19 protein-coding genes are annotated in these 25,115 nt (G+C 65.7%); 13 read left to right on the top strand and 6 right to left on the bottom strand.

Annotated elements, in window-relative coordinates:
- Positions 1–23: 23 nt before the first annotated feature.
- The gene (locus tag QRN51_RS07560) at positions 24–587 is read left to right on the top strand and encodes a 4'-phosphopantetheinyl transferase family protein (RefSeq protein ID WP_284989308.1); all 564 of its coding nucleotides are present in this window, start codon (positions 24–26) and stop codon (positions 585–587) included.
- A 26-nt stretch (positions 588–613) separates the two neighbouring features.
- On the opposite strand, the gene QRN51_RS07555 is transcribed toward QRN51_RS07560, so the two are convergent.
- From QRN51_RS07555 to QRN51_RS07540, 4 genes are all read right to left on the bottom strand, one after another.
- Positions 614–2,011, bottom strand: coding sequence for a M1 family metallopeptidase (locus tag QRN51_RS07555; RefSeq protein WP_284989307.1), 1,398 nt, complete (start codon positions 2,009–2,011; stop codon positions 614–616).
- An 81-nt stretch (positions 2,012–2,092) separates the two neighbouring features.
- Complete coding sequence (locus QRN51_RS07550) at positions 2,093–6,025, bottom strand: Pls/PosA family non-ribosomal peptide synthetase (RefSeq protein WP_284989306.1); 3,933 nt, start codon at positions 6,023–6,025, stop codon at positions 2,093–2,095.
- A gap of 65 nt (positions 6,026–6,090) precedes the next feature.
- Positions 6,091–7,056 (bottom strand): quinone oxidoreductase family protein, encoded by a 966-nt coding sequence (locus QRN51_RS07545; protein WP_284989305.1) that lies wholly within the window; start codon positions 7,054–7,056, stop codon positions 6,091–6,093.
- Positions 7,057–7,191: 135 nt separating this feature from the next.
- Entirely contained in the window at positions 7,192–8,280 is a 1,089-nt protein-coding gene (locus tag QRN51_RS07540) for a fatty acid desaturase family protein (RefSeq protein ID WP_059387786.1), read from the bottom strand.
- A gap of 185 nt (positions 8,281–8,465) precedes the next feature.
- Here QRN51_RS07540 and argC point away from each other — a divergent pair, with 185 nt between their 5' ends.
- The 9 genes from argC (at position 8,466) to QRN51_RS07495 (ending at position 18,078) form a co-directional block, all read left to right on the top strand.
- The gene (argC, locus tag QRN51_RS07535; protein ID WP_284989304.1) at positions 8,466–9,497 is read left to right on the top strand and encodes an N-acetyl-gamma-glutamyl-phosphate reductase; all 1,032 of its coding nucleotides are present in this window, start codon (positions 8,466–8,468) and stop codon (positions 9,495–9,497) included.
- Positions 9,494–10,660 (top strand): bifunctional glutamate N-acetyltransferase/amino-acid acetyltransferase ArgJ, encoded by a 1,167-nt coding sequence (argJ, locus tag QRN51_RS07530; protein ID WP_284989303.1) that lies wholly within the window; start codon positions 9,494–9,496, stop codon positions 10,658–10,660. The genes argC and argJ overlap by 4 nt, the downstream gene beginning before the upstream one ends.
- Before the next feature lie 11 nt (positions 10,661–10,671).
- Positions 10,672–11,616: an acetylglutamate kinase gene (argB, locus tag QRN51_RS07525; RefSeq protein ID WP_284989302.1), complete on the top strand. Its 945-nt coding sequence runs from the start codon at positions 10,672–10,674 to the stop codon at positions 11,614–11,616.
- A complete protein-coding gene (locus tag QRN51_RS07520; protein ID WP_284989301.1) occupies positions 11,613–12,905 on the top strand; it encodes an acetylornithine transaminase in 1,293 nt (430 codons plus the stop codon). The genes argB and QRN51_RS07520 overlap by 4 nt, the downstream gene beginning before the upstream one ends.
- The gene (gene argF, locus QRN51_RS07515; protein ID WP_284989300.1) at positions 12,902–13,900 is read left to right on the top strand and encodes an ornithine carbamoyltransferase; all 999 of its coding nucleotides are present in this window, start codon (positions 12,902–12,904) and stop codon (positions 13,898–13,900) included. Before QRN51_RS07520 ends, argF begins: the two co-directional genes overlap by 4 nt.
- Entirely contained in the window at positions 13,900–14,436 is a 537-nt protein-coding gene (locus QRN51_RS07510; RefSeq protein ID WP_284989299.1) for an arginine repressor, read from the top strand. Before argF ends, QRN51_RS07510 begins: the two co-directional genes overlap by 1 nt.
- A gap of 103 nt (positions 14,437–14,539) precedes the next feature.
- The gene (locus QRN51_RS07505; protein ID WP_236816785.1) at positions 14,540–15,745 is read left to right on the top strand and encodes an argininosuccinate synthase; all 1,206 of its coding nucleotides are present in this window, start codon (positions 14,540–14,542) and stop codon (positions 15,743–15,745) included.
- Positions 15,742–17,214 carry an argininosuccinate lyase gene (argH, locus tag QRN51_RS07500; RefSeq protein ID WP_284989298.1) on the top strand — a complete coding sequence of 491 codons (1,473 nt, stop codon included), beginning with the start codon at positions 15,742–15,744 and terminating at the stop codon, positions 17,212–17,214. Before QRN51_RS07505 ends, argH begins: the two co-directional genes overlap by 4 nt.
- A gap of 126 nt (positions 17,215–17,340) precedes the next feature.
- Positions 17,341–18,078 carry a maleylpyruvate isomerase family mycothiol-dependent enzyme gene (locus tag QRN51_RS07495; protein WP_284989297.1) on the top strand — a complete coding sequence of 246 codons (738 nt, stop codon included), beginning with the start codon at positions 17,341–17,343 and terminating at the stop codon, positions 18,076–18,078.
- Here QRN51_RS07495 and QRN51_RS07490 read toward each other — a convergent pair.
- Positions 17,984–19,549: an AlkA N-terminal domain-containing protein gene (locus QRN51_RS07490; protein WP_284989296.1), complete on the bottom strand. Its 1,566-nt coding sequence runs from the start codon at positions 19,547–19,549 to the stop codon at positions 17,984–17,986. The genes QRN51_RS07495 and QRN51_RS07490 overlap by 95 nt on opposite strands.
- Before the next feature lie 94 nt (positions 19,550–19,643).
- Between QRN51_RS07490 and QRN51_RS07485 the strand changes: the two genes are divergently transcribed.
- A complete protein-coding gene (locus QRN51_RS07485; protein ID WP_284989295.1) occupies positions 19,644–20,306 on the top strand; it encodes a DNA-3-methyladenine glycosylase in 663 nt (220 codons plus the stop codon).
- Between the two features lie 19 nt (positions 20,307–20,325).
- Here the strand turns inward: QRN51_RS07485 and QRN51_RS07480 are convergent, their stop codons facing one another.
- Positions 20,326–20,961, bottom strand: coding sequence for a GNAT family N-acetyltransferase (locus QRN51_RS07480; RefSeq protein WP_284989294.1), 636 nt, complete (start codon positions 20,959–20,961; stop codon positions 20,326–20,328).
- A gap of 158 nt (positions 20,962–21,119) precedes the next feature.
- On the opposite strand from QRN51_RS07480, the gene QRN51_RS07475 reads away from it, so the two are divergent.
- Together QRN51_RS07475 and tyrS are read left to right on the top strand one after the other, a co-directional pair.
- The gene (locus QRN51_RS07475; RefSeq protein WP_284989293.1) at positions 21,120–23,348 is read left to right on the top strand and encodes a helicase domain-containing protein; all 2,229 of its coding nucleotides are present in this window, start codon (positions 21,120–21,122) and stop codon (positions 23,346–23,348) included.
- Between the two features lie 44 nt (positions 23,349–23,392).
- On the top strand, positions 23,393–24,703 hold the full coding sequence (tyrS, locus tag QRN51_RS07470; protein ID WP_284989292.1) for a tyrosine--tRNA ligase: 1,311 nt from the start codon (positions 23,393–23,395) through the stop codon (positions 24,701–24,703).
- Positions 24,704–25,115 lie beyond the last annotated feature (412 nt).

Below are 25,115 nucleotides of genomic sequence, written 5' to 3'. Positions count from 1 at the left end.
CCGAAACCCTAAGGGGAGACGCCATGGCTGCGACCCTGCGCCTGGAGTTCCTGGCATCCAGGCTGGCGCAGCAAGACTTCGCCGCCACCCTTCTGGGTGTTCCCGCCTCGAAGCTCAAGGCGGCCTATGAGTGCCCGGACTGCGGTTCTGGTCCGGACATCGCGCATGGCCGGCCCGGATACGTACTCGACGGCGGCCCCGCACCCCTGGCGCTCAGCGCCTCACGGTCGTCGGGCTGGGTGCTGTTTGCCGCCATCGCGCATCCCGGGCCCGGGCTGCGGGTGGGCGTCGACCTGGAAAATGCGGCGGGCAAGGAGTTCGTCGGCTTCGACGACGTTGCCCTGACCGCACGGGAGCGGCGCCATCTCGACGCGCTGGAACCCGGACGTCGGGCCCAAGAGCGGACACGATTGTGGGCGCGCAAGGAAGCCTGGTTGAAGATGACAGGCGAAGGGCTCAGGGTGGCGCCGGATTCCCTCGAGGTGCTTGAACGGCCGGGGCTGTGGGACCTGCAGCTCCCGGCCAGCGCTGACGGCCGGGATCTTCCGGCCGGACTGCTCGCCGCGCTCGCGGTAACGTCCCGCTGAGTCCTTGGCTTAGCTGAATTCCAGGGTCAGCTGAAAGCGGGCAGCCCTGCTTGGTACAGCCACGGTTCCAGGACACTGGCCGCGTCGAGTCCCGGGACGTAGGCGTTGGCCGCAGCGATGAATTCCTCCGTGGAGACCGAGCTGTGGCGCTTGGCCTCGGTCCAATGCCGCAGCAACCCGAAAAACGCTGCGTCTCCGCATGCACGACGGACGGCATGGAGGGCAAGGGCTCCGCGCTTGTAGACGCGGTCATCGAACATGTGCTCCGGCCCGGGGTCCCCGATCACCAAGTCCTGGGCGCCCATGTCGAGCTTGCGCCACGCCGTCTTTGCGCGGTTGGCGAGGGACATGACGCCGGCTTCCTCGGACCAGATCCACTCCGCGTAGCAGGCGAAGCCCTCGTGCAGCCAGATGTCCCTCCAGCTGCTCACCGTGAGCGAGTTGCCGAACCACTGATGGGACAGCTCGTGGGCGATGAGGCGCTGCGCGTCCCACGATTGCTCCATGTGGTTCCGGCCGAAGATCGAGAGCGTCTGGGCCTCAAGCGGGATTTCCAGTTCGTCCTCGGTCACCACGGCCGTGTATTCGGCAAAGGGATACGGACCGAAACACTCCACGAAGGTGCGCATCATGTCGGCCTGCCGTGCCAGGCCTTCACGGGCCTCGGTCAATAAACCGGGGGAGACCGCGACGAACTGGGGCACCGGAGCCTGCCGCAGGGCTTCGGCGTGATGGGCAGTCCCGGCGCGGACGCCGTCGGGGGCGGGGCTGAGCTGGTGAAGCCGGTAGCGTCCGATTTGCACCGTGGCGAGATAGCTTGCCATCGGCTCGGCTTGTTCGTAGACCCAGGTTTCGCGGCTTGATTTCCTGCTGTGGGAGACGAGGCGGCCGTTGCAGATGGCACGGTAGTTGTCGTCGGTAGTGATGCTGATCAAGTAGCTGGACTTGTGCCGCGGATGGTCGTTGCACGGGAACCAGGACGCGGCGCCGTTCGGCTGCCCGGCAACCAGCACTCCGTCCTCGAGCTCTTCCCACCCGACTTCGCCCCACAGGCCCCGGCGCGGCTTCGGGTTGCCGTCGTAGCGGAGTTCAACCGTGAAGTGCTGGCCTGCCCGCAAGCGGTCTTTGACGGTGATCACGAGGTGTTCGCCGCGCGGGCTGAACTTCGGCACTTTCTTGCCGTCAACCAGGATTTTGGAAGCCCTCAGGCCCACCAGGTCCAAGACTACGGAGTCCGTGTCTTCGAGGGTTATGCAACGGAGCATGGCGCGGCCGTTGAGCCGGTTGCTGCCCAGGCTATAGTCCAGGTCCAGCTCGTACCTCAGCACCTGGAATGCCGTGCTCCCGTGGTGCAGGGTGTAGGGATCGGCGGCAGTCGCGGTTGTTTCCTGCGCTTGGGTTGTTCCGGGTTCGCTGCGGCTCATGTGCGCTGGCTGCCTCCGTGTAGCTTGTTGTGCTGCGGTCGTGTCACGGGCCGGTATTTCACGCCCTCTTGCCAATCTACGCTACGGTCCGGACCACGGGCTGACCGGGTTGCCCATCCAGTATGTGCCCGCGGGAACCGTCTCGCCACGCATAACCAGCGACGCCGGTCCCACCGTTCCGCCGGCCCCGATACTTGCGCGCGGCAGGATGACGCCGTGCGGACCCATCGTGGCGCCATCCCCGAGGACCACGGTATCGATGCTCATGATGCGGTCATGGAAGAGGTGTGTCTGGACCACGCAGCCACGGTTGACCGTGGAGCTTTCGCCGAGCGTGACGAGGTCGGCTTCGGGGAGCCAGTAGCTCTCGCACCAGGTACCCCGGCCGATTTTCGCGCCGAGGGCACGGAGCCACCACACCAACGCAGGCGTGCCGGATGCCGAACGTGCGAACCATGGAGCACTGACCATCTCGATGAAGGTGTCCACCACTTCGTTGCGCCAGATGAATGAGCTCCACAGGGGGTGCTCGCCCTCTTTGATGCGCCCCACCAGTATCCATTTCGCGGCGACCGAACTTGCCGCGGCCACCGCGCCGGCCGCGAGGACCACGACGCCTCCGAGGACGGCGGCAAGCCAGTAGGAGGTCTCGGTGGCGATCCAGTCGAGGGCCAGCATGATGCCGACGGCGATCCCCACGGTCAGGATGACCGGCACCAGCCGGCATAGTTCCCACAGGGCCCGTTTGGTCTTGAGGGCCAGCGGCGGGTTGAAGGTGAGGCTCAGATCTGCGTTGACGGCGGTCCGGCGCAGCCTGACGGGCGGACTGCCCAGCCAGGAGGTGCCCGATTTGGCCTTGGCCGGCGTGGCCGACAGGACCGCGACGAGTGAGTTCTTGGGCACGCTGCGTCCTGCGGCGGTCATGCCGGAGTTGCCGAGGAACGAGCGTTTGCCGATCTTGGCCGGTCCGATCTTCATCCAGCCGCCGCCGAGCTCGTAGGAGGCCACCATGGTGTCGTCGGCGAGGAACGCGCCGTCGCCGATGGTCGTCATGCGTGGCAGCAGCAGCACCGTGGAAGCCTCCACATTGCGGCCTACTTTGGCGCCCAGCAGGCGCAGCCACACGGGCGTGAAGAGGCTGGCGTAGATGGGGAAGAGCAGATCCCGGGCCATGTCCAAGACCCGTTCAGTGGCCCAAACCTGCCAACCGACGCGGCTGCGGACGCGATAGTATCCCTCCTTGAGACCGACGCCGAGCATCCGGGTAGTCGCCAGGATCAGCAGGAGATTGCACAGGAACCAGGCGAGTGCAGCCAGGGGAATGGCAAGCAGGAGTTCAGGGAAGGCATCCTGCAGCGAGCTCCGGCCTTGGATGAAGACCAGGATGACGATCGCGGCGACGAATGCCGAAATATACGGAATCAAGGCGAGCAGCGCCGAGGCGGCAGCGAACGCCGCAAACCAGAGCCGGCCGATCAGGTGGTGCGACGAGGGGGTCTCGGGCCATCCATTCTTGGCTTTGCCACGGCGTTCGGCGGGGGATCCGGCAACGAGGTGCCCGGCCTTGACCTTGCCCAACACCGCGGAACCGGGCTCCACCCGCGCGCCCGCGCCGATGCTGGTTCCTGGCATCAGCGTGCTGCGGGAGCCGACTGTGGCACCGGCACCTACATGGATGGCGCCGATGTGGACAAAGTCACCGTCGATCCACCAGGCGGAGAGGTCCACTTCGGGTTCGATGTTGCAGCCGCTGCCCAAGGACAGCAGTCCTGTGACGGGAGGAAGGGAGTGCAAATGGACGTTGTTCCCTATCTTCGCCCCCAGTGCCCTGGCGTAGTAGGGAACCCACGGAGCGCTGGCAAGGCTGATGGCGCTCGAAAGGTCCTGGATCTGTTCGGCCAGCCACAGCTTCAAGTGGACTTTGCCCGATCGCGGGTAGGTTCCGGGTTGGACCCCACGCAAGAGGGTTCGCGCGGCCAGGATCGAGATGCCCATGCGTCCGGGCGGGCTTACGAACACCAGCCAAGACGCCAGGATCCACCACCAGGACACCACGGGAGCGGCTGTGAAACCGGCGAGGTCGGCCAGCAAATGGTTCGCGGCCATGAGATACGTGAGCCAGCGCATGCCAACCAGGATGTTGAGGAAGATCCCCATCAGGGTCTGGAAGACCTGCGATTTCCGGGAGGTGGGGCGAACCGTGCGTTCCGCCGCCGGCCCCTGTATGCCGCCTTCGGGCAAAGACTGCCGCGCGGCGTCGACCAGGGCGCCGACGCGGGGTGTCGCGTAGATTTCGGCCACCGTGATGGTGGGGTAGCGCACGCGCAGCGCCGAGACCAGTTGGGCGGCGGCGAGGGAGCCGCCACCGTAGGCGAAGAAGTCGGCGTCGAGCGAGGTGACGCTGGAGCCGAGGACGCTTTCCCATTGCTCAACCACCCATTGGGCGTCTTCGGGAAGGTTGAGTGGTGCCTTGTCGGCATCCGCGGCGCCTGCGCCCGCCAACGGCCACGGAAGGGAATGCCGGTCTACTTTGCCGCTGGTCTTCGTTGGAAGCGAATCCACGACCGTGAGCAGGGGGATCAGCGCCGCGGGCAGGCTTTCCGTCAGGAGCTCGCGGGAAGCTGCGAGGTCGATGTCCTCAGGTCCGGCCGGAGCCAGGTAGCCGACCAGTATCTGGTTCCCCGCCGCCGTCGTGCGGACTGCGGCCGCGGCACCGGCGACTCCCGGGAGGGCCTGGAGGGCGGCGTCGATCTCGCCGAGTTCGATGCGCCTGCCGCCAAGCTTGACCTGTTCGTCCGCGCGGCCTTGGAAGATGAGGCCGGCTTCCTCGTAGCGGACGAGGTCGCCCGAGCGATACGCCCGTTCCCATCCAAGGGATGGCATGGGGGCGTACTTTTCGGCGTCCTTGGCCGGATCCAGGTAGCGGGCCAGTCCGACGCCGCCGATGATCAGTTCGCCCGTCCCGCCTTCCGCTACCGGAACCCCGGCGGCGTCGACGACGGCGAGGTCCCAGCCGTCCAGCGGCAGTCCGATCCGGACGGGGCCGTGCCCGCCGAGGGGAGCCGCGCACGCCACGACGGTCGCTTCGGTGGGGCCGTAGGTGTTCCACACTTCGCGGCCTTCCACCGCGAGGCGCTCGGCGAGTTCGGGCGGGCAGGCCTCGCCGCCGAAAATAAGCAGGCGCACGTTCTCAAGGGCTTCGGCCGGCCACAGGGCCGCGAGCGTCGGAACGGTGGACACCACTGTGATGCCGTGGTTGATGAGCCATGGGCCGAGGTCCATGCCGGAACGCACGAGGGCGCGCGGTGCCGGGACCAGGCAGGCACCGTGCCGCCATGCAAGCCACATCTCTTCGCAGGAAGCGTCGAAGGCCACTGAAAGGCCGGCGAGGACCCGGTCCTGCGGACCGATCGGATCTTCCTGGAGGAAGATCCGGGCCTCGGCGTCAACAAAAGCAGCGGAGGAACGGTGCTGCACCGCCACGCCCTTGGGCGTGCCGGTGGAACCTGAGGTGAAGATGACCCACGAATCGTCGTCCAGCCCTGGGGTGCGCGGAGCCGGGTGCGGTGCCGCGCGCTCCCCGGACACTTCGATCTTGCGGCCCTTGGTGACAACGGCAGATACCTTGGCTTCTCCGAAAACCAGCCGTGCCCGTTCCTCGGGATCGTCCGCGTCCACGGGCACGTAGGCGGCCGCAATCGAGAGGATCGCCAGGATGGCAATGTACAGATCGTTGGATCCGGAAGGGACCCGCACGCCGATCTTGTCTCCCGGCCCCAGTCCGGCTGCGTTGAGCGTCGCCGCAAAACCGCGCACCTGAGCCATGAGTTCGGAGTAACTCAGCGACTTGTGCCCGTCATCGAGGGCAGACGCCTCCGGGAATGTCCGGGCCGTGTCCTGGAGGATCTCGACGAGTGTGCGCGCTGGAGGTGCGGCTGCCGAGCCTTGCAGCTGGGGGAGATGCACGACTTTGAGTTCCAGGCTGTCCGCCGGGATTTCATGTTCCTGGGTCACGTTCCCAAGTTTCTCGGATTGAGGTGAACAAAAAGTGTCAGCGGCCGCGTGGCATTTGCTTCGATTTATGGGACCAACAGTAGTTTGCCTGTGGTGTTGCGCGCTTCCAGGTCGCGATGGGCCTGGGCGGCCTCGGCGAGCGGGTAGGTTCCGCCAACCCGGACTTTGAGGGCGCCGCTGGCGGCAGCGCGGAAGACTTCGGCCGAACGCCAGTGCCGTTCCTGCGGGTTTTGGAGGAAATGGCCAAGCGTCGGGCGTGTCAGGGACAACGATCCGCCTGCGTTCAGTCGCTGCGGGTCGAACGGGGGCACGGGTCCGGACGCCGCCCCGAACAAGACGAGTGCGCCGCGGATGCGAAGGCTCGCGAGGGATCCGTCGAAAGTATCCTTGCCGACGCCGTCGTACACCACGTTGACGCCTTCGCCGTCGGTGAGCTCGCGGACCTTGTCCGCAAATCCGCTGTAGCGCAGGACCTCGTCCGCGCCGGCTTCCCGGGCCAGGGCTTCCTTCTCGTCCGAGGATACTGTGGTGATGACGCGGGCACCCCGGGCCTTGAGCAACTGCGTCAGGATGAGTCCCACGCCACCGGCGCCGGCATGGGTCAGGACGGTGTGGCCCGGCTCCACGCGGAAAGACGAGTTGATCAGGTAATGCGCGGTCATTCCTTGCAGCGGCAGGGCTGCCGCGGTGTGGTCGTCGACGCCGTCCGGTACCGGAAGCGCTTTGTCGGCGTCCACCAGGGTGTACTCCGCGTAGCTGCGGGATCCTTCAGCGGTAGCGATCCTGTCGCCGACGGTGAAATCCACCACGTCCGCGCCGATGGCAACCACGGTGCCTGCCGACTCGGAGCCGGGGGTGAATGGATACTCAACCTTGTAGATGCCGCTGCGCTGATATGTGTCGATGAAGTTCACTCCGGCGGCTGCAACTTTGACAAGGAGCTGGCGCGGACCCGGAACCGGGACCTCTGCCTCGGTGAGTTCGAGGACTTCGGGTCCTCCGGCTTTCCGGGCAATGATTGCGTGCGTCATGGGTCTCCTTCTCCGTCGAGGCACTTTCGTGCCCGCATTCACACAACCATCCTAGGGAGCGGAGTCCGTCGAGTGTCCAGTCAGCGGCTCGGGGCGGTGGTTCGCCGTAATGTGTCCGGATGACTTCCGGGCGTGTCAGCCCCTGCCGTGCGCGGAAGCGACGGGGCAGTCAAAGCCGCGGCCCGCGGCGAGTCCGACCTCATTGAGGTAACGCACGACGATGGCGTATGACTGCATCAACGTGGTTTCGGTGTAGGCAATCGAGTGCTTTTCGCAGTAGCTTCGGACGATCTCCGAGGCGCGGCGCAAGTGGGGGCGGGCCATGTCCGGGAAGAGGTGGTGTTCGGCCTGGTGGTTGAGGCCGCCCAGGAGGATGTTCATGAAGGGGCCGCCGGAGATGTTCCTGGCAGTCAGGATCTGGCGACGCAGGAAATCGACGCGGGAGTCTTCCGGCAGAACCGGCATGCCCTTATGGTTCGGGGCGAAGGAAGCACCCATGTAGAAGCCGAACACCATGATCTGGACGCCCAGGAAGGCAAATGCCATGCCCAGCGGCAGGAAGGTAAAGGCGAGGACCGGCAGGGCGAGAAGCCGTGCCAGGAGGATGGGCGTCTCCACCCAGCGGTGCTTGATTGCTCCGGGCCGGCAGATGTACATCAAGGACTCCCACTGCAGGCTGATACCCAGCAGGAGGAGGAGCGGGAAGAAGAACCAGCCCTGCCTGCGCGTGAGGAACGCGAAGCGTCCCTGCCTGCCGGCAGCGGCTTCAACGTGGAAGGCCAGGGCGCCGGTCTTGATGTCCGGGTCCTTGGAAATAACGTTCGGGCTGTTGTGGTGCGCGCCGTGCTTCTGTTCCCACCAGGAGTAACTGATGCCGGCAACCGACGTGGCCAGGATACGCGCGGACCAGTCGTTGGCCCTGCGCGAGGCAAAAATCTGGCGGTGGCCGGCCTCATGTGCCAGGAAGCTCAACTGGGTACAAAGGATGCCCAGGGCTGCGGCGATGAGTAGTTGGTACCAGCTGGGGCCGATCAGCGCGAAGCCGAACCAGGTGCCGGTCAGCAGGAGGACCAGGGAAGCGAAAACGCTGATATAAAAGCCGACGCGGCGCTTCAAAAGCCCCTCCGCGCGGACCGTCTTGAGAAGCTCGGAATAGCTGAGCACGACGGCGTTGGGTGGCCGGACGACCTTGCTAGGACGTTCAGTGGTGGAGGTCTGTGACATATGCAGTTGCCCCGTAATACATAACGGGCAACGCTGCAACCGACGATCGGCTGCACGGTCTAGATCACCCTCTATTCAGCATACGCTCCCAAATCGGCGCGCCGAGCCGGGCTGCTCCAGAAAGCCCTGAAAAGGTCGTGCATAAATATCGGCAACTATGAATAGTTTTGCTGTATAGTCGTGCCATGACTATTTCTGTTGCCGTCTCCGGTGCCAGCGGCTATGCCGGGGGAGAGGTGCTGCGCCTCCTGGCGGGCCATCCGGACGTCACCATCGGCGCCATCACCGCGCACAGCAATGCCGGTTCCAGACTAGGGGAGTTGCAGCCGCATCTCCACGGTTTGGCCAGCCGGATTCTCGAGGACACCAGCGTGGAAAACCTCGCTGGCCACGACGTCGTGTTCCTGGCCCTCCCGCACGGAGCCTCGGCTGAGATCGCGGCGCAGCTGCCCGAAGGCACACTGGTGATCGACGCCGGCGCTGACCACCGGCTCGAAGACCCCGCGGCGTGGGAAAAGTTCTACGGCTCCGCCCACGCGGGGACCTGGCCCTACGGGCTTCCGGAACTTCCCGGCCAGCGCGACGCACTCAAGGGGGCGAAGCGGATTGCGGTGCCCGGTTGCTACCCGACGTCGGCCCTTCTCGCCCTCACGCCCGGCTTCGCCTACAAGCTTCTCCAGCCGGACGACGTCGTGATTGTGTCTGCTTCCGGCACCTCGGGTGCCGGCAAGGCAGCCAAGGTGAACCTCATCGGTTCCGAGGTCATGGGGTCCATGAGTCCTTATGGCGTGGGCGGCGGACACCGCCACACCCCCGAGATCGAACAAGGACTTTCCAACGCGGCCGGTGAACCAGTCACCGTGTCCTTCACTCCCACCCTCGCGCCCATGAGCCGCGGCATCCTGAGCACGGCGACAGCAAAGGTCAAGGCCGGGGTCACGGCCGCCGAACTGCGCAGTGCCTGGGCCGAAGCCTACGACGACGAACCGTTCGTCCACCTGTTGCCCGAAGGGCAGTGGCCCACCACTAAATCGGTGCAGGGTTCCAACCACGCAGTCATGCAGTTGGCCTTCGACGAGCATTCCGGCCGCGTGGTTGTCACGTGCGCCATCGATAACCTGACCAAAGGGACCGCCGGCGGCGCCGTGCAGTCCATGAATATTGCCCTCGGCCTGGACGAATCCGCCGGCCTCAACGTCCAAGGAGTTGCCCCGTGACCATCACCGCCCCCCAGGGATTCCGGGCCGCAGGTGTCAAAGCCGGCATCAAGGCGTCCGGGAATCCGGACCTTGCCCTGGTTGTCAACGACGGCCCCCTGAAAGCCGCGGCAGCCGTTTTCACCTCGAACCGCGTGGCCGCGGCACCCGTGCACTGGTCACGCCAGGTCCTCTCCGACGGGCGCGTTGACGCAGTGGTTCTGAATTCCGGCGGCGCCAACGCCTGCACCGGTCCGCAGGGATTCCAAAATACGCACGCAACCGCAGAGAAAGTGGCGGCCGTGCTCGGGATCTCCGCCTCCGACGTCGTGGTCTGCTCCACCGGACTGATCGGTGAGCAGCTGCCCATGGACAAGATCATCCCGGGCATCGAAGCGGCGTTCGCGGAACTCTCCGAGAACGGCGGTCCTGCCGCCGCTACGGCGATCATGACCACGGACAGCGTGGCGAAGGAAGCAGTCTTCAGCGGCACCGACTCCGAAGGCAACTCGTTCACCGTCGGGGGCATCGCGAAGGGCGCCGGCATGCTGGCGCCAGGCCTCGCAACCATGCTCGTGGTGCTCACCACTGATGCCCAGGTCCCGGCGGAAGAGCTCGACGTCGTCCTCCGCGACGCCACGCGCGTTACCTTCGACCGCACCGACTCGGACGGCTGCATGTCCACCAACGACACGGTCGTCCTGTTGGCCTCCGGGGCCTCCGAGGCCATCCCGTCCGCCGAGCAGCTTGGCGCAGGAATCACCCAGGTGTGTGCCGAGCTTGCCCGCAAGTTGATCGGCGACGCAGAAGGTGCCAGCCACGACATCGCTATCCGCACATTCAACGCGGCGAGCGAACGCGACGCCGAAATCGTCAGCCGTTCAGTGGCCCGCTCCAACCTCTTCAAGACCGCCATCTTCGGCAAGGACCCCAACTGGGGCCGCGTCCTGTCCTCGGTGGGCACCACGGACGCCGTCTTCGAACCGGACCAGCTCAACGTCTCCATGAACGGCATCCAGATCTGCCGCAACGGCAGCATCGGCGACGACCGAAACCTGGTGGATCTCGAGCCCCGCGAGGTGCTCGTGGAAATCGACCTGCAGGCCGGCGACGCCGAGGCCACCATCTGGACCAACGACCTCACGCACGAGTACGTGCACGAGAACAGCGCCTACTCGAGCTAGACGGGATGACCATGACTGCGCACACCCGCGAGAATACCTCCATGAGCGATGCCCAGGACAAGGCCGCGACGCTGATCGAGGCACTGCCGTGGATCCAACGCTTCGCCGGTACCACCATGGTGATCAAGTACGGCGGCAACGCCATGGTCAACGAGGAACTCCGACGCGCCTTCGCCGAGGATATCGTCTTCCTGCACCACGTGGGTATCCACCCGGTCGTCGTGCACGGGGGAGGCCCGCAGATCAACTCGATGCTTGGCCGCCTGGGCATCGAATCCGAATTCAAGGGCGGCCTGCGCGTCACCACTCCCGAGGCCATGGACGTGGTCCGTATGGTGCTCACCGGACAAGTGGGCCGCGAGCTCGTGGGCCTCATCAACTCCCACGGACCCTATGCGGTCGGGATGTCCGGTGAAGACGGCGGACTCCTGCGTGCCGTGCGCACCGGCACCGTGGTGGACGGCGAGGACGTGGACCTCGGCTTGGTGGGCGAAGTGGTGGGCGTTGATCCCAGGGGTATCGAGGACATCCTCGACGCCGGCCGCATCCCGGTGATTTCGACGGTCGCCCCCGAGATCCTTGACGAAGGGGATGGCACCGGCTCCACTACCGGACAAGTGCTTAACGTCAACGCGGACACGGCAGCAGCGGCGGTTGCCTCGGCACTGGGCGCATCCAAGCTCGTCATCCTGACCGACGTCGAGGGCCTCTACGCCAACTGGCCGGACAAGTCCTCGCTCATTTCCTCGCTCACGGCCACGGAATTGCGGGAGATGCTGCCGCGCCTGGAGTCCGGCATGATCCCGAAAATGACGGCCTGCCTGAAGGCCATCGATGAAGGAGTCGAGCGGGCGCACATCGTGGATGGCCGCCTGCCGCACTCCATGCTCCTGGAAACCTTTACGACCGCGGGCATCGGAACCCAAGTTGTCCCCGACGAGGAAGTGAACGCATGAACGAAACTGTTGGTTTGAGCCCGACCGGCGCTGCGGAGGCCGCCGCAACCACGCTCGTTTCCCAGAGCACGGGAAGCGACTGGCTTGCCCGTTACTCTTCTTCGCTCATGGGCGTCTTCGGCACCCCGCAGCGGGTCCTGGTCCGTGGCGCGGGAGCCCTCGTGTGGGACGCCGACGGCAAGGAATACCTGGACCTCCTCGGCGGGATTGCCGTGAACGCGCTGGGCCATGCCCACCCGTTCGTCACCTCTGTCATCTCCAGCCAGCTGGCCACGCTGGGGCACGTCTCCAATTTCTTCACGAGCCCCACGCAGATCGCGCTCGCCGAGAAGCTCCTGGCCATCACCAAGGCTCCTGCCGGCTCCAAGGTGTTCTTCGCCAACTCCGGCACCGAGGCCAACGAGGCCGCGTTCAAGCTGGCTCGGCGCAACAGTTCTGCGACGCGCACCAAGATCATCGCCCTGGAAGGTGCCTTCCATGGCCGCACCATGGGCGCCCTGGCCCTGACCGCCAAGGAAGCCTACCGGGCACCGTTCGAGCCGTTGCCCGGAGGCGTCGTCCACATCCCGTTCGGCGACATCGAGGCGCTCCGTGCCGCCGTCGACGAAAGCACAGCGGCCGTGTTCCTTGAGCCCATCCAGGGCGAAGCGGGCGTCCGCCCGCTCAGCGTCGAGTACCTGCGGGCTGCCCGCGAAGCCACCACCGCCGCCGGCGCGCTGCTGATCCTGGACGAGGTCCAGACCGGCATCGGGCGCACCGGCAAGTGGCTGGCCAGCGAAGACGCCGGAATCGTGCCCGACGCCGTGACCCTCGCCAAGGGCCTGGGCGGCGGCTTCCCGGTCGGCGCGCTCATCACCTTCGGGGAGCCGACGTCGTCGCTCCTGACCGCCGGCCAGCACGGCACCACCTTCGGCGGGAACCCGGTGGCAACTGCCGCCGCCCTCGCCACCTTGCATGCCATCGAAAGCCAGGGCGTGCTGGCGAACGTTCTTAGCGTCGGCGCCCGCTTGCGGGCCGGACTGTCCGACGTCGACGCAGTCACCGAAGTGCGGGGCGAAGGCCTCCTGATCGGTTTCGACCTTGACGCCGACATTGCCCCTGCCATGGTGACTGCCGCCCTCGACGCGGGCTTCATCATCAACAGCCCGGGCCCGCGCACCATCCGGCTGGCTCCGCCGCTCATCCTGACCACCGAGCAGGCCGACCGTTTCCTCGACGCGCTGCCCGGCATTATCCAGGCGGCGGCAGCCCAGAACGCTGCACCCCTGACCGCTAAGGACGCACAGTGAACACCACACGTCATTTCCTCAAGGACACGGACCTCACACCGGCCGAGCAAGCCGAAGTGCTTGAGCTCGCCGTTCGAATGAAGGCCGCTCCGTACAGCGTCCAGCCGTTCGCAGCTGCCGGCAATGGGCGCAAGACCGTCGCTGTCATCTTCGACAAGACCTCCACCCGGACCCGTGTGTCCTTCGCTACCGGAATCGCGGACATGGGCGGGAACGCGCTCATCATCAACCCGGGCGAGGCGCAGATCGGCCACAAGGAATCCGTGGAGGACACCGCAAAGGTCCTCGAACGCATGGTCTCCACCATCGTCTGGCGTACGTCCGCGCACTCCGGCCTCGTAGCAATGGCCGAAAACTCCAAGGTTCCCGTCATCAATGCCCTGTGCGATGACTACCACCCCTGCCAGTTGCTCGCGGACCTCCTGGCAGTCAAGGAGCACAAGGGCGAACTCAAGGGCCTCACCATGGCCTACCTGGGCGACGCTGCGAACAACATGGCCAACTCGTATCTCTTGGCAGGCGTCACGGCGGGCATGCACGTCAGGATCTCGGGCCCGGAAGGCTACCTGCCCGCGGCCGAGATCGTGGCGGCAGCGGAGGAGCGCGCTGCCGAGACCGGCGGTTCCGTGCTCATCACCACCGACGCCAAGGAAGCCCTGAACGACGCCGACGTCGTCGCCACCGACACGTGGGTGTCCATGGGCCAGGAAGCCGAAAAAGAAGCCCGGATGCAGCTCTTCCGCGAGTACTCCGTGGACGAGGCGGCCATGGAACACGCCGCACCGGACGCCGTCGTGCTCCACTGCCTGCCTGCGTACCGAGGCTATGAAATTTCCGCCGGCGTCATCGACGGGCCCCAGTCCATCGTCTGGGACGAAGCCGAGAACCGCTTGCACGCCCAGAAAGCGCTCATGGCGTGGCTGATGCACAAGTCGGGACTCGCATTCGTCGACGGCCTTTCCCCCGTTGAGGGCACCGGGGAGAGCACGTTCTAGTGTCCACCCATCCTGCGTCGCAAGGTGCCAGCCCTGCCACCAAGACTGCCCGGCAAGCGCGGATCACCGCGATCCTGACGGGCGAGTCCGTGCGCTCGCAGGCCGAGCTCGCGGCACTGCTGGCGGACGACGGCGTGCAGGTCACGCAGGCGACACTCTCCCGGGACCTCGTGGAACTCGGGGCGGTCCGCGTGCGCGGCAAGGACGGCGCGCTGGTCTACGCAGTGCCCGGCGAGGGTGGCGACCGCAATGCGAAAAGCGGTGTCACCCAGGAAATCCTGGACGCTCGCCTGTCGCGCCTGTGCGGCGAGCTGTTGGTGACCGCCGAGGCGTCGGGCAATATCGTGGTGCTGCGGACGCCGCCGGGTGCCGCGAACTTCCTCGCCTTGGCCATCGACCACTCGGTGATGCCGTCGGTATTGGGTACGATCGCAGGCGACGACACCTTGCTTTTGGTTGCCAGGGATCCCGACGGCGGCGCCGAGCTGGCAGCCCGTTTCCTCCAGCTGGCCCAGGAAGCCGGACCGGGGAACTAGTCCAGCCCGGCAAGTGAACCATTCCGGCGCTGTTCCACCCGGGCCTTCGGCCCGAACCAAGCTTTGACTCAAAAGAACCAAGCAACAACAAAGGAGCACTCTCGTGACTGAGCGCATTGTTCTGGCCTACTCCGGTGGCCTTGATACTTCCGTAGCCATCGGCTGGATCGGTGAAGCCACCGGGGCCGAGGTCATCGCTGTGGCCGTCGACGTCGGACAGGGCGGCGAGTCGCTGGAGACCATCCGCCAGCGCGCCCTCGGCTGCGGCGCCGTCGAGGCCTACGTGGCCGACGCCCGCGACGAATTCGCCAACGAATACGCCATGCCCACGCTGAAGGCCAACGCCCTCTACCAGGGCCACTACCCGCTGGTTTCGGCGATCTCGCGCCCCGTGATCGTCAAGCACCTCGTCAAGGCCGCCCGCGAATTCGGTGCCACCACCGTTGCGCACGGTTGCACGGGCAAGGGCAACGACCAGGTCCGCTTCGAGGTCGGCATCCAGACGCTGGGCCCGGACTTGAAGTGCATCGCACCCGTCCGCGACCTCGCCCTGACCCGCGACAAGGCCATCGCCTTCGCCGAGGAAAAGGGACTGCCGATCGAGACCACCAAGAAGAACCCGTACTCGATCGACCAGAACGTCTGGGGACGCGCCGTCGAAACCGGCTACCTCGAGGACATCTGGAACGCTCCCACCAAGGACATCTACGACTACACGGCCACCCCGGAATTCCCGCCGGCACCGGACGAAGTCACCATCACCTTCGAAGCCGGCGTCCCCGTGGCCATCGACGGCGTCAAGCACACTCCGCTCCAGGTCATCCAGGAACTGAACCGCCGCGCCGGTGCCCAAGGCGTTGGCCGCATCGACGTCGTCGAGGACCGCCTGGTGGGCATCAAGTCCCGCGAAATCTACGAAGCTCCGGGCGCGATGGCCCTCATCACCGCCCACAAGCACCTCGAGGACGTCACCATCGAGCGCGAGCAGGCCCGCTTCAAGGCCACCGTCGGCCAGCGCTGGTCCGAACTGGTCTACGACGGCCAGTGGTTCTCCCCGCTCAAGCGCTCCCTGGACGCCTTCATCGAGGACACCCAGAAGTACGTCTCCGGCGACATCCGCATGGTCCTGCACGGCGGCCAGGCCATCGTCAACGGCCGCCGCTCCGACACCTCGCTCTATGACTTCGACCTCGCCACCTACGACACCGGCGACACCTTCGACCAGTCGCAGGCCAAGGGCTTCATCGAGCTGTGGGGAATGTCCTCCAAGGTCGCCGCAGGCCGCGACCTGCGGGTGTCGGGCAAATGACGTCGGTGGGCCCACGGACGCCGGGGTCCCCGGCCGAGCGCAGCGAGGTTGGGGAGCGTTCGGGGACGAATGAAGGCGCGCTGTGGGGCGGCCGGTTCGCCGGCGGTCCCGCGGACGCGCTTGCGGCGCTGAGCAAGTCCACGCATTTCGACTGGCGGCTGGCCCGCTACGACATCGCTGGCTCCAAGGCCCATGCCCGCGTGCTGCACAAGGCGGGGCTGCTGGACGACGCCGAACTAGAAGGCATGCTCGCGGCGCTCACCCAGCTGGATGACGACGTCGCGAGCGGCGCCTACCAGCCGGCCGAGAGCGATGAGGACGTCCACGGTTCCCTCGAACGCGGGCTCATTGAGCGCGCGGGAACCCACCTGGGCGGCAAGCTCCGGGCAGGCCGTTCGCGCAACGACCAGGTGGCCACGTTGGGCCGCATGTTCCTGCGCGACCACGCCCGCATCATCGCCCGCGGCGTGCTCGCCACGATCGACGCCCTCGTTGATCAGGCCAAGGCCCACCAGGGCGTTGCCATGCCCGGCCGGACGCACCTGCAGCATGCCCAGCCTGTCCTGCTGAGCCACCACCTGCTGGCCCATGCCTGGGCACTGTTGCGCGACGTGCAGCGGTTCCAGGACTGGGACAAGCGCGCTGGTGTCTCGCCCTACGGTTCCGGTGCCCTGGCAGGTTCGTCGCTCGGCCTGGATCCCGAGGCCGTCGCTTCGGACCTCGGCTTCTTCTCGGCGGTCCACAACTCGATCGACGGCACTGCCTCGCGCGATGTCTTCGCCGAGTTCGCATGGATCTGCTCGATGATCGGCGTGGACCTGTCGCGGGTCTCCGAGGAAGTCATTCTGTGGGCCACCAAGGAGTTCTCCTTCGTCACGCTCCATGATTCTTACTCCACGGGGTCGTCGATCATGCCGCAGAAGAAGAACCCGGATGTCGCCGAGCTCGCCCGCGGCAAGGCAGGGCGCCTCATCGGCAACCTGACCGGGCTGTTGGCAACGCTCAAGGGCCTGCCGCTCGCGTACAACCGCGATCTGCAGGAAGACAAGGAACCGGTATTCGACGCCGCGGACACCTTGGAGGTGCTGCTCCCGGCCGTCTCCGGCATGATCGCCACGCTCACTTTCAACACCGAGCGCATGGCATCGCTGGCACCGCAGGGCTTCGCGCTTGCCACGGACATCGCCGAGTGGCTTGTCCGCCAGGGAGTGCCGTTCCGCGAGGCGCACGAGCTCTCCGGTGCGGCGGTGAAGCTGGCTGAAGGGCGCAGCGTCGAGCTGTGGGACCTGACGGACGAAGAGTACGCGGGCATTTCGGAGCACTTGACTCCCGAGGTCCGCACCGTGCTCAGTACCGAAGGTTCACTCAACAGCCGCAACTCCCAAGGCGGAACGGCCCCGGCCGCCGTCGAGCGCCAACTGCTTGCCCTCGAAGCGGAGCTCGCGGCGGTGCGGAAGTACGCGGAGTAACGAAAAGAAGGCCAACGCCGGCGGGTATTTCGAGGCAGTCTTTTTCGCAAAGGCTGCAGCGAAATGCCCGCCGCTGCCAGTTAATCCTCGTTAACAGTCATTAACCCTGTCGGATACTATGGCGCTATGACCGAGATCACTACCTCAGCGCTTCTTGCCGAGCTCCACAAAGCAGCCGGCACTGTCACCGACGTTGTCGCCAAACTCGACGACGCCGATGTTGCAGCTCACTCCGAGCTGCCCGGGTGGACCCGCGGCCACGTACTGGCTCACATTGCCGGTATCTCGAACGCCATGGCCAGGCAACTGGAATACGCCGCACGCGGCGAGACCGTCGACATCTACGACGGCGGCTACGAGGGCCGTACGAAGGCGATTGAGCTGGCGGCTAGCCATAGCCTTGCCGAACACCGTGACGCCACCGAAGCGGCCCTCTCGCGGGCCCTGCGGGCCTTCGATGGGCTTGTGGAGTCCGGCTGGAACACCCGGATCAGCTTCCGGAACGGAACAGTGCTCGACGGCGGCCTGGCGCTCTGGCGCGAACTGGTCATCCACGTCACGGACCTGGGAATCGGTCGCGGACCGGAAGCCTGGAGCCGGCAATTCTGCGAGCACCTTTTCGATTTCCTCTCGGCCCGCGTGCCCGCAGACCAGAAATTCGTGCTTCAGCCCCTGGGCCTGCCGCAGGTGGTCATCGGCTCGGGGCGGCAGTCCGTTGCCATCAACGGCATGATCACGGATATTGCCGCCTGGCTCGCCGGCCGCACGCCTACCCTGGGGAGCCTGCGGGCCTCTGCCGACGCGGACGGTGTTGACTTGCCGGAGCTTCTCCCGTGGCCATCGAGCGTTCCCGCGACACGATAGCGCTGCCGCGTTTGCTTGCCGCTGCCCTCCACAGATGCATCGTGGCGTAGGAACGCCACGGGCTCACGTTGCGGAAGTCTGTAGGCAGGCCCTCCGAGGCGGCCAAGTTCTTGAGGCCGTTCCGGACGGCTGCGTCGTTGGCGAGGAAGACATCCGGGTCGCCGATGACCCTCATCGCCACGTAGCCCACGGTCCATGGTCCGACGCCGGGCAACGGCAATAGTTTGTCCGCGAGCGTTTGTGGGGCGTCGCCGTAGTCGAAGTCGAGTTCCCCGCTGGCCATGGCTGCTGCCGCGGCAAGCACGGAATCTATGCGGCGCTGGGGGCCTTTCAGTAGTTCCCGGCCCGAGCGTGCGATTTCCCCGGCCGTGGGGAAGAGACGGTCCAGGCCCAGCGCGTGTCCCGGGTGCCCTTCTGGCAAGCGGGTCCCGGCGTCGGACAGTTGGCTCAAAGCGGTGCGTGCGGCGGCTACGGTGATTTGCTGGCCGATCATCGCCCGGATCAGCAGTTCCTGGGGATCCACGGCACCCGGAACCCTGATCCCGGGCGTATCGCGAACTGACGGGCAGAGCCTGGCATCGGAGGCCAACGCCTCGTCGACGGCCACGGGATCGGCGTCGAGATCGAACAATCGCCGCACCCGGCTAAGGAGCACGGGAAGATCGTGGAGATCCAAGGTGCTGACGGCGAGGGTCAGCGCGCCGCCGCGCGCCCCGGCGTCGTACTCCACTGCGAACACTGCGTTGCCGCGGGGCAAGCGGAGGGTCCGCGTATAGCTGGTGGGGCCCGCCAGTTCGACGCCGGGAATCGCACGGGCCGCGAGGAAATCGAAAATCCCCGTGTCGAAAGGCTCCCGGTACGGGAGGTTGAGGGTCAAGGAAGTGGCCTCACCCTGCTTGCCGTGATGGCCTAGGGGCTTGGCGGTGGCCCGGAGTGCCGTGGGAGTCAGGGCGAAGACTTCGTTGATGGTGTCGTTGAACTGGCGGACACTGTTGAACCCGGCGGCGAACGCCACGTCCGAGAGTTTCATCGAGGTGGAGACCAGGAGCGTCCTGGCCGTCTGCGCCCGGCTGGCCCGCGCCAAGGACAGTGGCCCGGCCCCGAGTTCGTGGCTGAGGATCCTGTTGAGCTGGCGGGAGGAGTAGCCCAGCCTGGCGGCGAGTCCTTCGACGCCCACCCGGGAGATCGCGCCGTCGTTGATGAGCCGCATCGCCCTGCCGGCGACCTGCGAGCGCAGGTTCCACGCAGGCGTGCCCGGAACCGCCTCCGGCAGGCAGCGTTTGCAGGCTCTGTACCCGGCCTCGTGGGCGGCGGCCGAGGTTTCGTAGAACGTCACGTTTCCTGCCTTGGGTGTCCGTGCCGGGCACGACGGCCGGCAATAGATGCCCGTCGAGCGGACGGCGGTGAAGAACTGGCCGTCGAACCGGGGATCCCGCGCATCGATGGCACGGTAGCGTTGCCAAAAGTCCATGACTTCATCCTTTCAGCATCGGCACGCGCGTCCTAGCGGAAATCGGACATTGCCGGCCACGGCCCGGTTGGCGGATTTTTGCTAGGGTCTGGGCATGACAACGCAGGGTGCGTCACCGGAGGCCATCAGGGCCATTCTTTCCGGTGATCCGCGGCACGTTGCCCCCTTGCTCCTCGGTGCCGTGCTGAGCCACCGGACTCCCGAGGGCACGGTGTCCGTCCGGCTCAGCGAAGTGGAAGCGTATCTGGGCCCGCGGGGATCGGCCCAACCCGACCCTGGATCCCATACCTTCGGCGGCCCCACCGCCCGGAACGCTCCCATGTTCGGTCCGGCAGGCCACCTCTATGTCTACTTCACGTATGGCATGCACTATTGCGCCAACATTGTCTGCGGTCCCGACGGCGTTGCGTCCGCGCTGCTGTTGCGGGCAGGGGAGGTGGTGGCCGGCCAAGCCTTGGCACAGTCCCGCCGTCCGGCGTCGAAATCGCCGACCGATCTTGCCAGCGGGCCCGCCCGGCTGGCGTCCGCCATGGGGCTGACGACGGCGGACAGCGGCCGGGATGCCTTGGCCGAGCCCTTCGGCCTCGAACTTCCGGTCACTCCGGCGGCGCCATCGGCAGTCGCGAGCGGGCTCCGGGTCGGAGTATCGGGCGACGGCGGTTCCGCCGACTACCCGTGGCGCTTTTGGCTCTCCGGGGATCCCACGGTGTCCCGCTACAAGCCGGGCCGCAGCCGCACCGTCGGGAAGCGTTTGTAGGGGCCCACGGAGGAATCCTTCAAGCGGCGTGTTCGGTCCGGGCAGGCTCCGCGACATATGCACACTGGTTGTCGGCCAGCTCGAACGGCGCGAGGCGGCCAAGCAGGGACTCGCGCACGTGGGGCCATTCTTCGCGCAGGATCGAGAACACGGCGGTGTCGCAACGGCTCCCGTCGGGAGCGAAGCGGTGCCCCCGCAGCGTGCCCTCGTAGCTGGCACCAAGCCGCTGAATAGCCGAGGCGCTGCGCGTATTGCGGGCATCGCAGCGGAAGGCCACCCGGTGGACGTCCAACACATCGAAGGAGTACGCCAACAGCAGTTGCTTCGCGGCCGGATTGACGTGGCTGCCCCAGAATGGGCGCCCGTAAAAAGTGCCGCCGATTTCCAAGCGCTGCTGGCGCGGACTGTACTCGCACAGGGATGTGGTTCCGAGCAGCGCTCCCGTCCGCTGTTCGACGACAGCGAACGGCATGGCCGCCGGATCTTCGAGGCGGGCCGCGAAGAATTCGGCGAGCTCCGCGGCACTCAAGGGCTGCTCGGCGGCCATGCCGGACCACATCCCGGAGTCCACAAAATCGAAGAGCGGACCGGCATGTGCGGGGGAGAGCGGGACCAGGCTGATGCCGTGTCGGGTCAGGGCAACGTCGTGCTGCATTGCAGCATTGAAGCACCACTTGGTGCGGATGGAAAAGCTCAGGAGGTTAGCGCCGGGTGAACATTGTGTGACGCACCGGCGTGCGGGCAGTTTCACCCACGTCAAGCAAAACCGCTGTAGAATGGACGGTCCGTCTTTTTCGATAGGGGAACGTTTCGATGCACGACGCTGATTTGATCCACGAGCGGGAGTACGTGGCCGGTCTCTACTCGCGCCTGGATGAGCTGCGGGAGGAAAAGCGCCAACAGCTGGCGCAGGTCCGGCGCGCCGGAGCGGTGGGCACCATGCAGAACGTTTCCGAAAGGGACGCCTTCGCGGCACTGTACGAGGACCGGCTCGCCCAGCTGGACGCCGTCGACGACCGTCTCGTGTTCGGACGCCTTGACCTGGACAGCGGCGAGGCGCAGTACATCGGCCGCATCGGACTGTCCACGGCGGATCTCCAGCGGCTTATGGTCGACTGGCGCGCCCCCGAAGCCGGCCACTTCTACCAGGCGACCGCTTTCGACCGGCAGGGCGTCCGCCGTCGTCGTCACCTGATCCTGCAGGGCCGGGAGGTCAAAGCGATCGAGGACGATGTCCTGGATGCCAGCATGCTGGCGGACAACGCCTCGCTCCAGGGCGAGGGCGCACTCCTTGCCGCCCTGAATTCCAAGCGCACCGGCCGCATGTCGGACATCGTCGGCACCATCCAGTCCGAGCAGGACCGGATTATCCGTTCGTCCATGTCGGGTGCCTTGGTTGTCCAAGGTGGTCCCGGTACCGGCAAGACGGCCGTCGCGCTCCACCGCGCCGCCTACCTGCTGTACACCCACCGTGACCGCCTGAAGTCGGCAGGTGTGCTGCTTGTTGGACCTTCTTCGTCGTTCATGCACTACATCGAGCGGGTCCTGCCGTCCCTCGGCGAGACCGGCGTGGTCATGGCGAGCCTGGGCCGCCTCATGCCCGGTATCCATGCCGTCCCGGAGGCGGATCCGGACGTCGCAGCGCTCAAGGGCAAGCTGAACATGGCCGACGTGATTGCGAATGCCGTGGCCAACCGCCAGCGGACTCCCGCTGAGGACCGCATCCTCGAGGTTGACTCGCGCAAGCTCACGCTGTCCGTGCGGCAAGTCCGCCGCGCCCGGGACAGGGCACGCGCCACCGGCAAGCCGCACAATGAAGCGCGCGTGACGTTCGTCAAGATCCTGCTGCGCGAACTCACGGAGCAGCTGACGGAGATCGTCGAGGAATCGAACATCGGCAACAATGCCGACCGTTCCTACCTCGCCGAGGACGTCCGCTCGGCACGCGACGTCAGGATCGTCCTGAACTTGTGCTGGATGCCCATGACTCCCGAGAAGCTCGTTTCCGAGCTCTTCAGCAAGCCAGCCATCCTGGAGGCCTGCACCCCGCACCTCACGCCGGCGCAGCGTGCCCTCCTGCTTCGCCCCGCGGATGCACCGTGGACGGAAGCCGATGTTCCGCTGCTCGACGAGGCCGCTGAACTCCTCGGCGAGCTCGATCCTGCCGCGGGCAGGGGACTGGCCCAGCAAGAACACGACCGTGCCCGCGACATCGCCAACGCCAAGCAGACACTGGTCAACATGGAGGCCATGGGCGTCGACGTGTTGATGACGGCCGAAGAACTGGCAGACCAGAACCAGGAACGCGAAACACGGCTGACCGCCGCAGAACGTGCCACGAGCGACCGTTCGTGGGCGTTCGGACACATTGTGGTGGACGAAGCGCAGGAGCTCTCGCCCATGCAGTGGCGGCTTTTGGTCCGCCGCTGCCCGCTGAAGTCCTTCACGATCGTCGGCGACATCGCCCAGACGAGTTCCTCCGCCGGTGCGAATTCCTGGCAAAGTGCCCTCGCGCCGTCGTTCGGGGACCGCTGGCAGCTCGAAGAACTCACCGTCAACTACCGGACTCCCTCGCAGATCGCCGAAGCGGCAGTCCGCATGGCGAACCGCGCTGGGCTGGTTGTTTCTGCTCCCAAGGCCGTTCGCGAAGGCAAATGGTCACCGATCGTGGACCGCGTCGACGAGGCGGGGATGGTAGACCGGCTCGTCGAAATCCTTCCGGAGGAACTGGAAGCGATCGACGGCGGCCTCCTTGCCGTGATTGCCGACGGCGCCCTCCTGCCTCGGGCTGCAGCCGCCCTCCGTGGGGTCTACGGTCACCGTGTGGGCACCGGAGCGGGCAGCTACTCCCAGGACATCGTGGTCATCAGCCCCAAGGAAGCCAAGGGCCTGGAGTTCGACGGCGTGGTTGTTCTTGAGCCAGCCGCGATGCTCAATCACGAGCATGGCAAGGTGGGCGATCTCTACGTTGCCATGACCCGTCCGACGCAGCGGTTGCGCCTCATCACCGCGGCGCCACTGCCGGCGGGTATCGAGCGCTGAGCCATGTACGCAAGCTGATCGGCAATCCTGCTAACTTAGAACTCGTGTCACACGTAAACAACCTCGAGTCCCAACACAACGACCCGGGCTTTGCCAATATCTGGCAAGAGCTCAAATGGCGCGGCCTGATCCACGTTTCCACTGATGAAACGGAACTGGAAAAGCTGCTCGCCGGGGACCCGATCACGTATTACTGTGGCTTCGACCCCACGGCTCCGTCACTGCACCTTGGCAACCTTGTCCAGCTCCTGCTCATGCGCCGCCTGCAATTGGCCGGCCACAAGCCGCTCGGCCTGGTGGGCGGCTCCACCGGACTGATCGGCGATCCGCGCCCGACGGCGGAACGCACCTTGAACACCAAGGACACCGTGTCGGAGTGGGTCGGCTACCTTCAGGCCCAGGTCCGACGCTTCCTCAGCTTCGAGGGCGACAATGCCGCACGCATGGTGAACAACCTTGACTGGACCGCGCCCCTGAGCGCCATCGATTTCCTGCGCGAAATCGGCAAGCACTTCCGTGTGGGCACCATGCTCCGCAAGGATGCCGTGGCCTCCCGTCTCAGCTCCGATGAGGGCATCAGCTACACCGAGTTCAGCTACCAGATCCTGCAGGGCATGGATTACCTCCAGCTCAACCGCGACTACGGTTGCGTGCTGCAGACCGGCGGCTCGGACCAGTGGGGCAACCTCACCAGTGGCACGGAGCTGATCCGCAAGGTCGACGGCAAGGTTGTCCACGCTTTGGGTACTCCCCTCATCACCAACTCGGACGGCACCAAGTTCGGTAAGAGCGAAGGCAACGCCATTTGGCTCGACGCCCACATGTGCAGCCCGTACGCCTTCTACCAGTTCTGGCTCAACACTGCGGATGCCGACGTCGTTGACCGCCTCAAGGTCTTCACGTTCCTTAGCCGCGCCGAGATTGAGGAACTCGCAGCCGCTGTTGCCGAGCGCCCGTTCGCCCGCGAAGGCCAGCGCAGGCTCGCCTACGAAGTCACCTCGCTGGTGCACGGAGTGGACGCGACCGAAAAGGTGATCGCTGCTTCGGCTGCGCTGTTCGGAAATGGCGATCTCTCGGTTCTGGACGAAAGCACCCTGGCGTCGGCAACTGCAGAGCTGCCGTCTGCCTCGATCGGCGCGGATGGCCTCGGGATCATCGACCTCTTGGTTGCGTCTGGATTGTCCGAGAGCAAGTCCGCTGCCCGCCGCACGGTGGGGGAGGGCGGCGCCTACGTGAACAACAGCAAGGTGACCGACCCCGACGCCGTCATCGACCAGGCGGAACTGCTACACGGCCGGTACCTTTTGCTGCGCCGCGGCAAGAAGAATCTGGCCACCGTCGAAGTGACCGTCTGACGCCTACTTAGCTCCACGGTGTGTTCTTGTGTGGGCGCGCCAGACGGGCTGTTCCATGTTCTATTGCACGCTCCTCCGAGCCGACTTGCGCGGCTCCGGGGGAGCGTGTATCGTTTTCTGAGTCGCTGCCGCTGAAGCGGATAAATTGCGAACAAAATCCCATTGAATGTGAATAATTCGGTTTAGACCAAAAGTCTGGAAATCGGATAATTTATCGATTCTGTGGGGAAATTCGATTCACTTGGGTAAATTTCGGGAGAAATCCTGGATTTGCAAAGTTGAAATGAATGAAATAAAGTAGAAATATCGCAGCGAGGAAATGCGGAACATCGAATTTGTTCCGAAAAGTATTCGGATTGTGTCTGTTGTTTGAGAACTCAATAGTGTGCCAAGTTTGTTGATACCGATTTGT

It is taken from the genome of Arthrobacter sp. efr-133-TYG-120, from assembly GCF_030209785.1.
GTDB lineage: Bacteria > Actinomycetota > Actinomycetes > Actinomycetales > Micrococcaceae > Arthrobacter.
Note: the sequence above shows the minus strand (reverse complement) of the source record. Positions and strands in the feature narration are given on the sequence as shown.

What these genes read in the sequence shown, in the direction of transcription:
- QRN51_RS07560 (WP_284989308.1), top strand. Translation starts at nt 24, where the DNA reads ATGGCTGCGACCCTGCGCCTGGAGTTCCTGGCATCCAGGCTGGCGCAG.
- QRN51_RS07555 (WP_284989307.1), bottom strand. Translation starts at nt 2,011, where the DNA reads ATGAGCCGCAGCGAACCCGGAACAACCCAAGCGCAGGAAACAACCGCG.
- QRN51_RS07545 (WP_284989305.1), bottom strand. Translation starts at nt 7,056, where the DNA reads ATGACGCACGCAATCATTGCCCGGAAAGCCGGAGGACCCGAAGTCCTC.
- QRN51_RS07540 (WP_059387786.1), bottom strand. Translation starts at nt 8,280, where the DNA reads ATGTCACAGACCTCCACCACTGAACGTCCTAGCAAGGTCGTCCGGCCA.
- argC (WP_284989304.1), top strand. Translation starts at nt 8,466, where the DNA reads ATGACTATTTCTGTTGCCGTCTCCGGTGCCAGCGGCTATGCCGGGGGA.
- argB (WP_284989302.1), top strand. Translation starts at nt 10,672, where the DNA reads ATGACTGCGCACACCCGCGAGAATACCTCCATGAGCGATGCCCAGGAC.
- QRN51_RS07520 (WP_284989301.1), top strand. Translation starts at nt 11,613, where the DNA reads ATGAACGAAACTGTTGGTTTGAGCCCGACCGGCGCTGCGGAGGCCGCC.
- argH (WP_284989298.1), top strand. Translation starts at nt 15,742, where the DNA reads ATGACGTCGGTGGGCCCACGGACGCCGGGGTCCCCGGCCGAGCGCAGC.
- QRN51_RS07495 (WP_284989297.1), top strand. Translation starts at nt 17,341, where the DNA reads ATGACCGAGATCACTACCTCAGCGCTTCTTGCCGAGCTCCACAAAGCA.
- QRN51_RS07490 (WP_284989296.1), bottom strand. Translation starts at nt 19,549, where the DNA reads ATGGACTTTTGGCAACGCTACCGTGCCATCGATGCGCGGGATCCCCGG.
- QRN51_RS07485 (WP_284989295.1), top strand. Translation starts at nt 19,644, where the DNA reads ATGACAACGCAGGGTGCGTCACCGGAGGCCATCAGGGCCATTCTTTCC.
- QRN51_RS07480 (WP_284989294.1), bottom strand. Translation starts at nt 20,961, where the DNA reads ATGCAGCACGACGTTGCCCTGACCCGACACGGCATCAGCCTGGTCCCG.
- QRN51_RS07475 (WP_284989293.1), top strand. Translation starts at nt 21,120, where the DNA reads ATGCACGACGCTGATTTGATCCACGAGCGGGAGTACGTGGCCGGTCTC.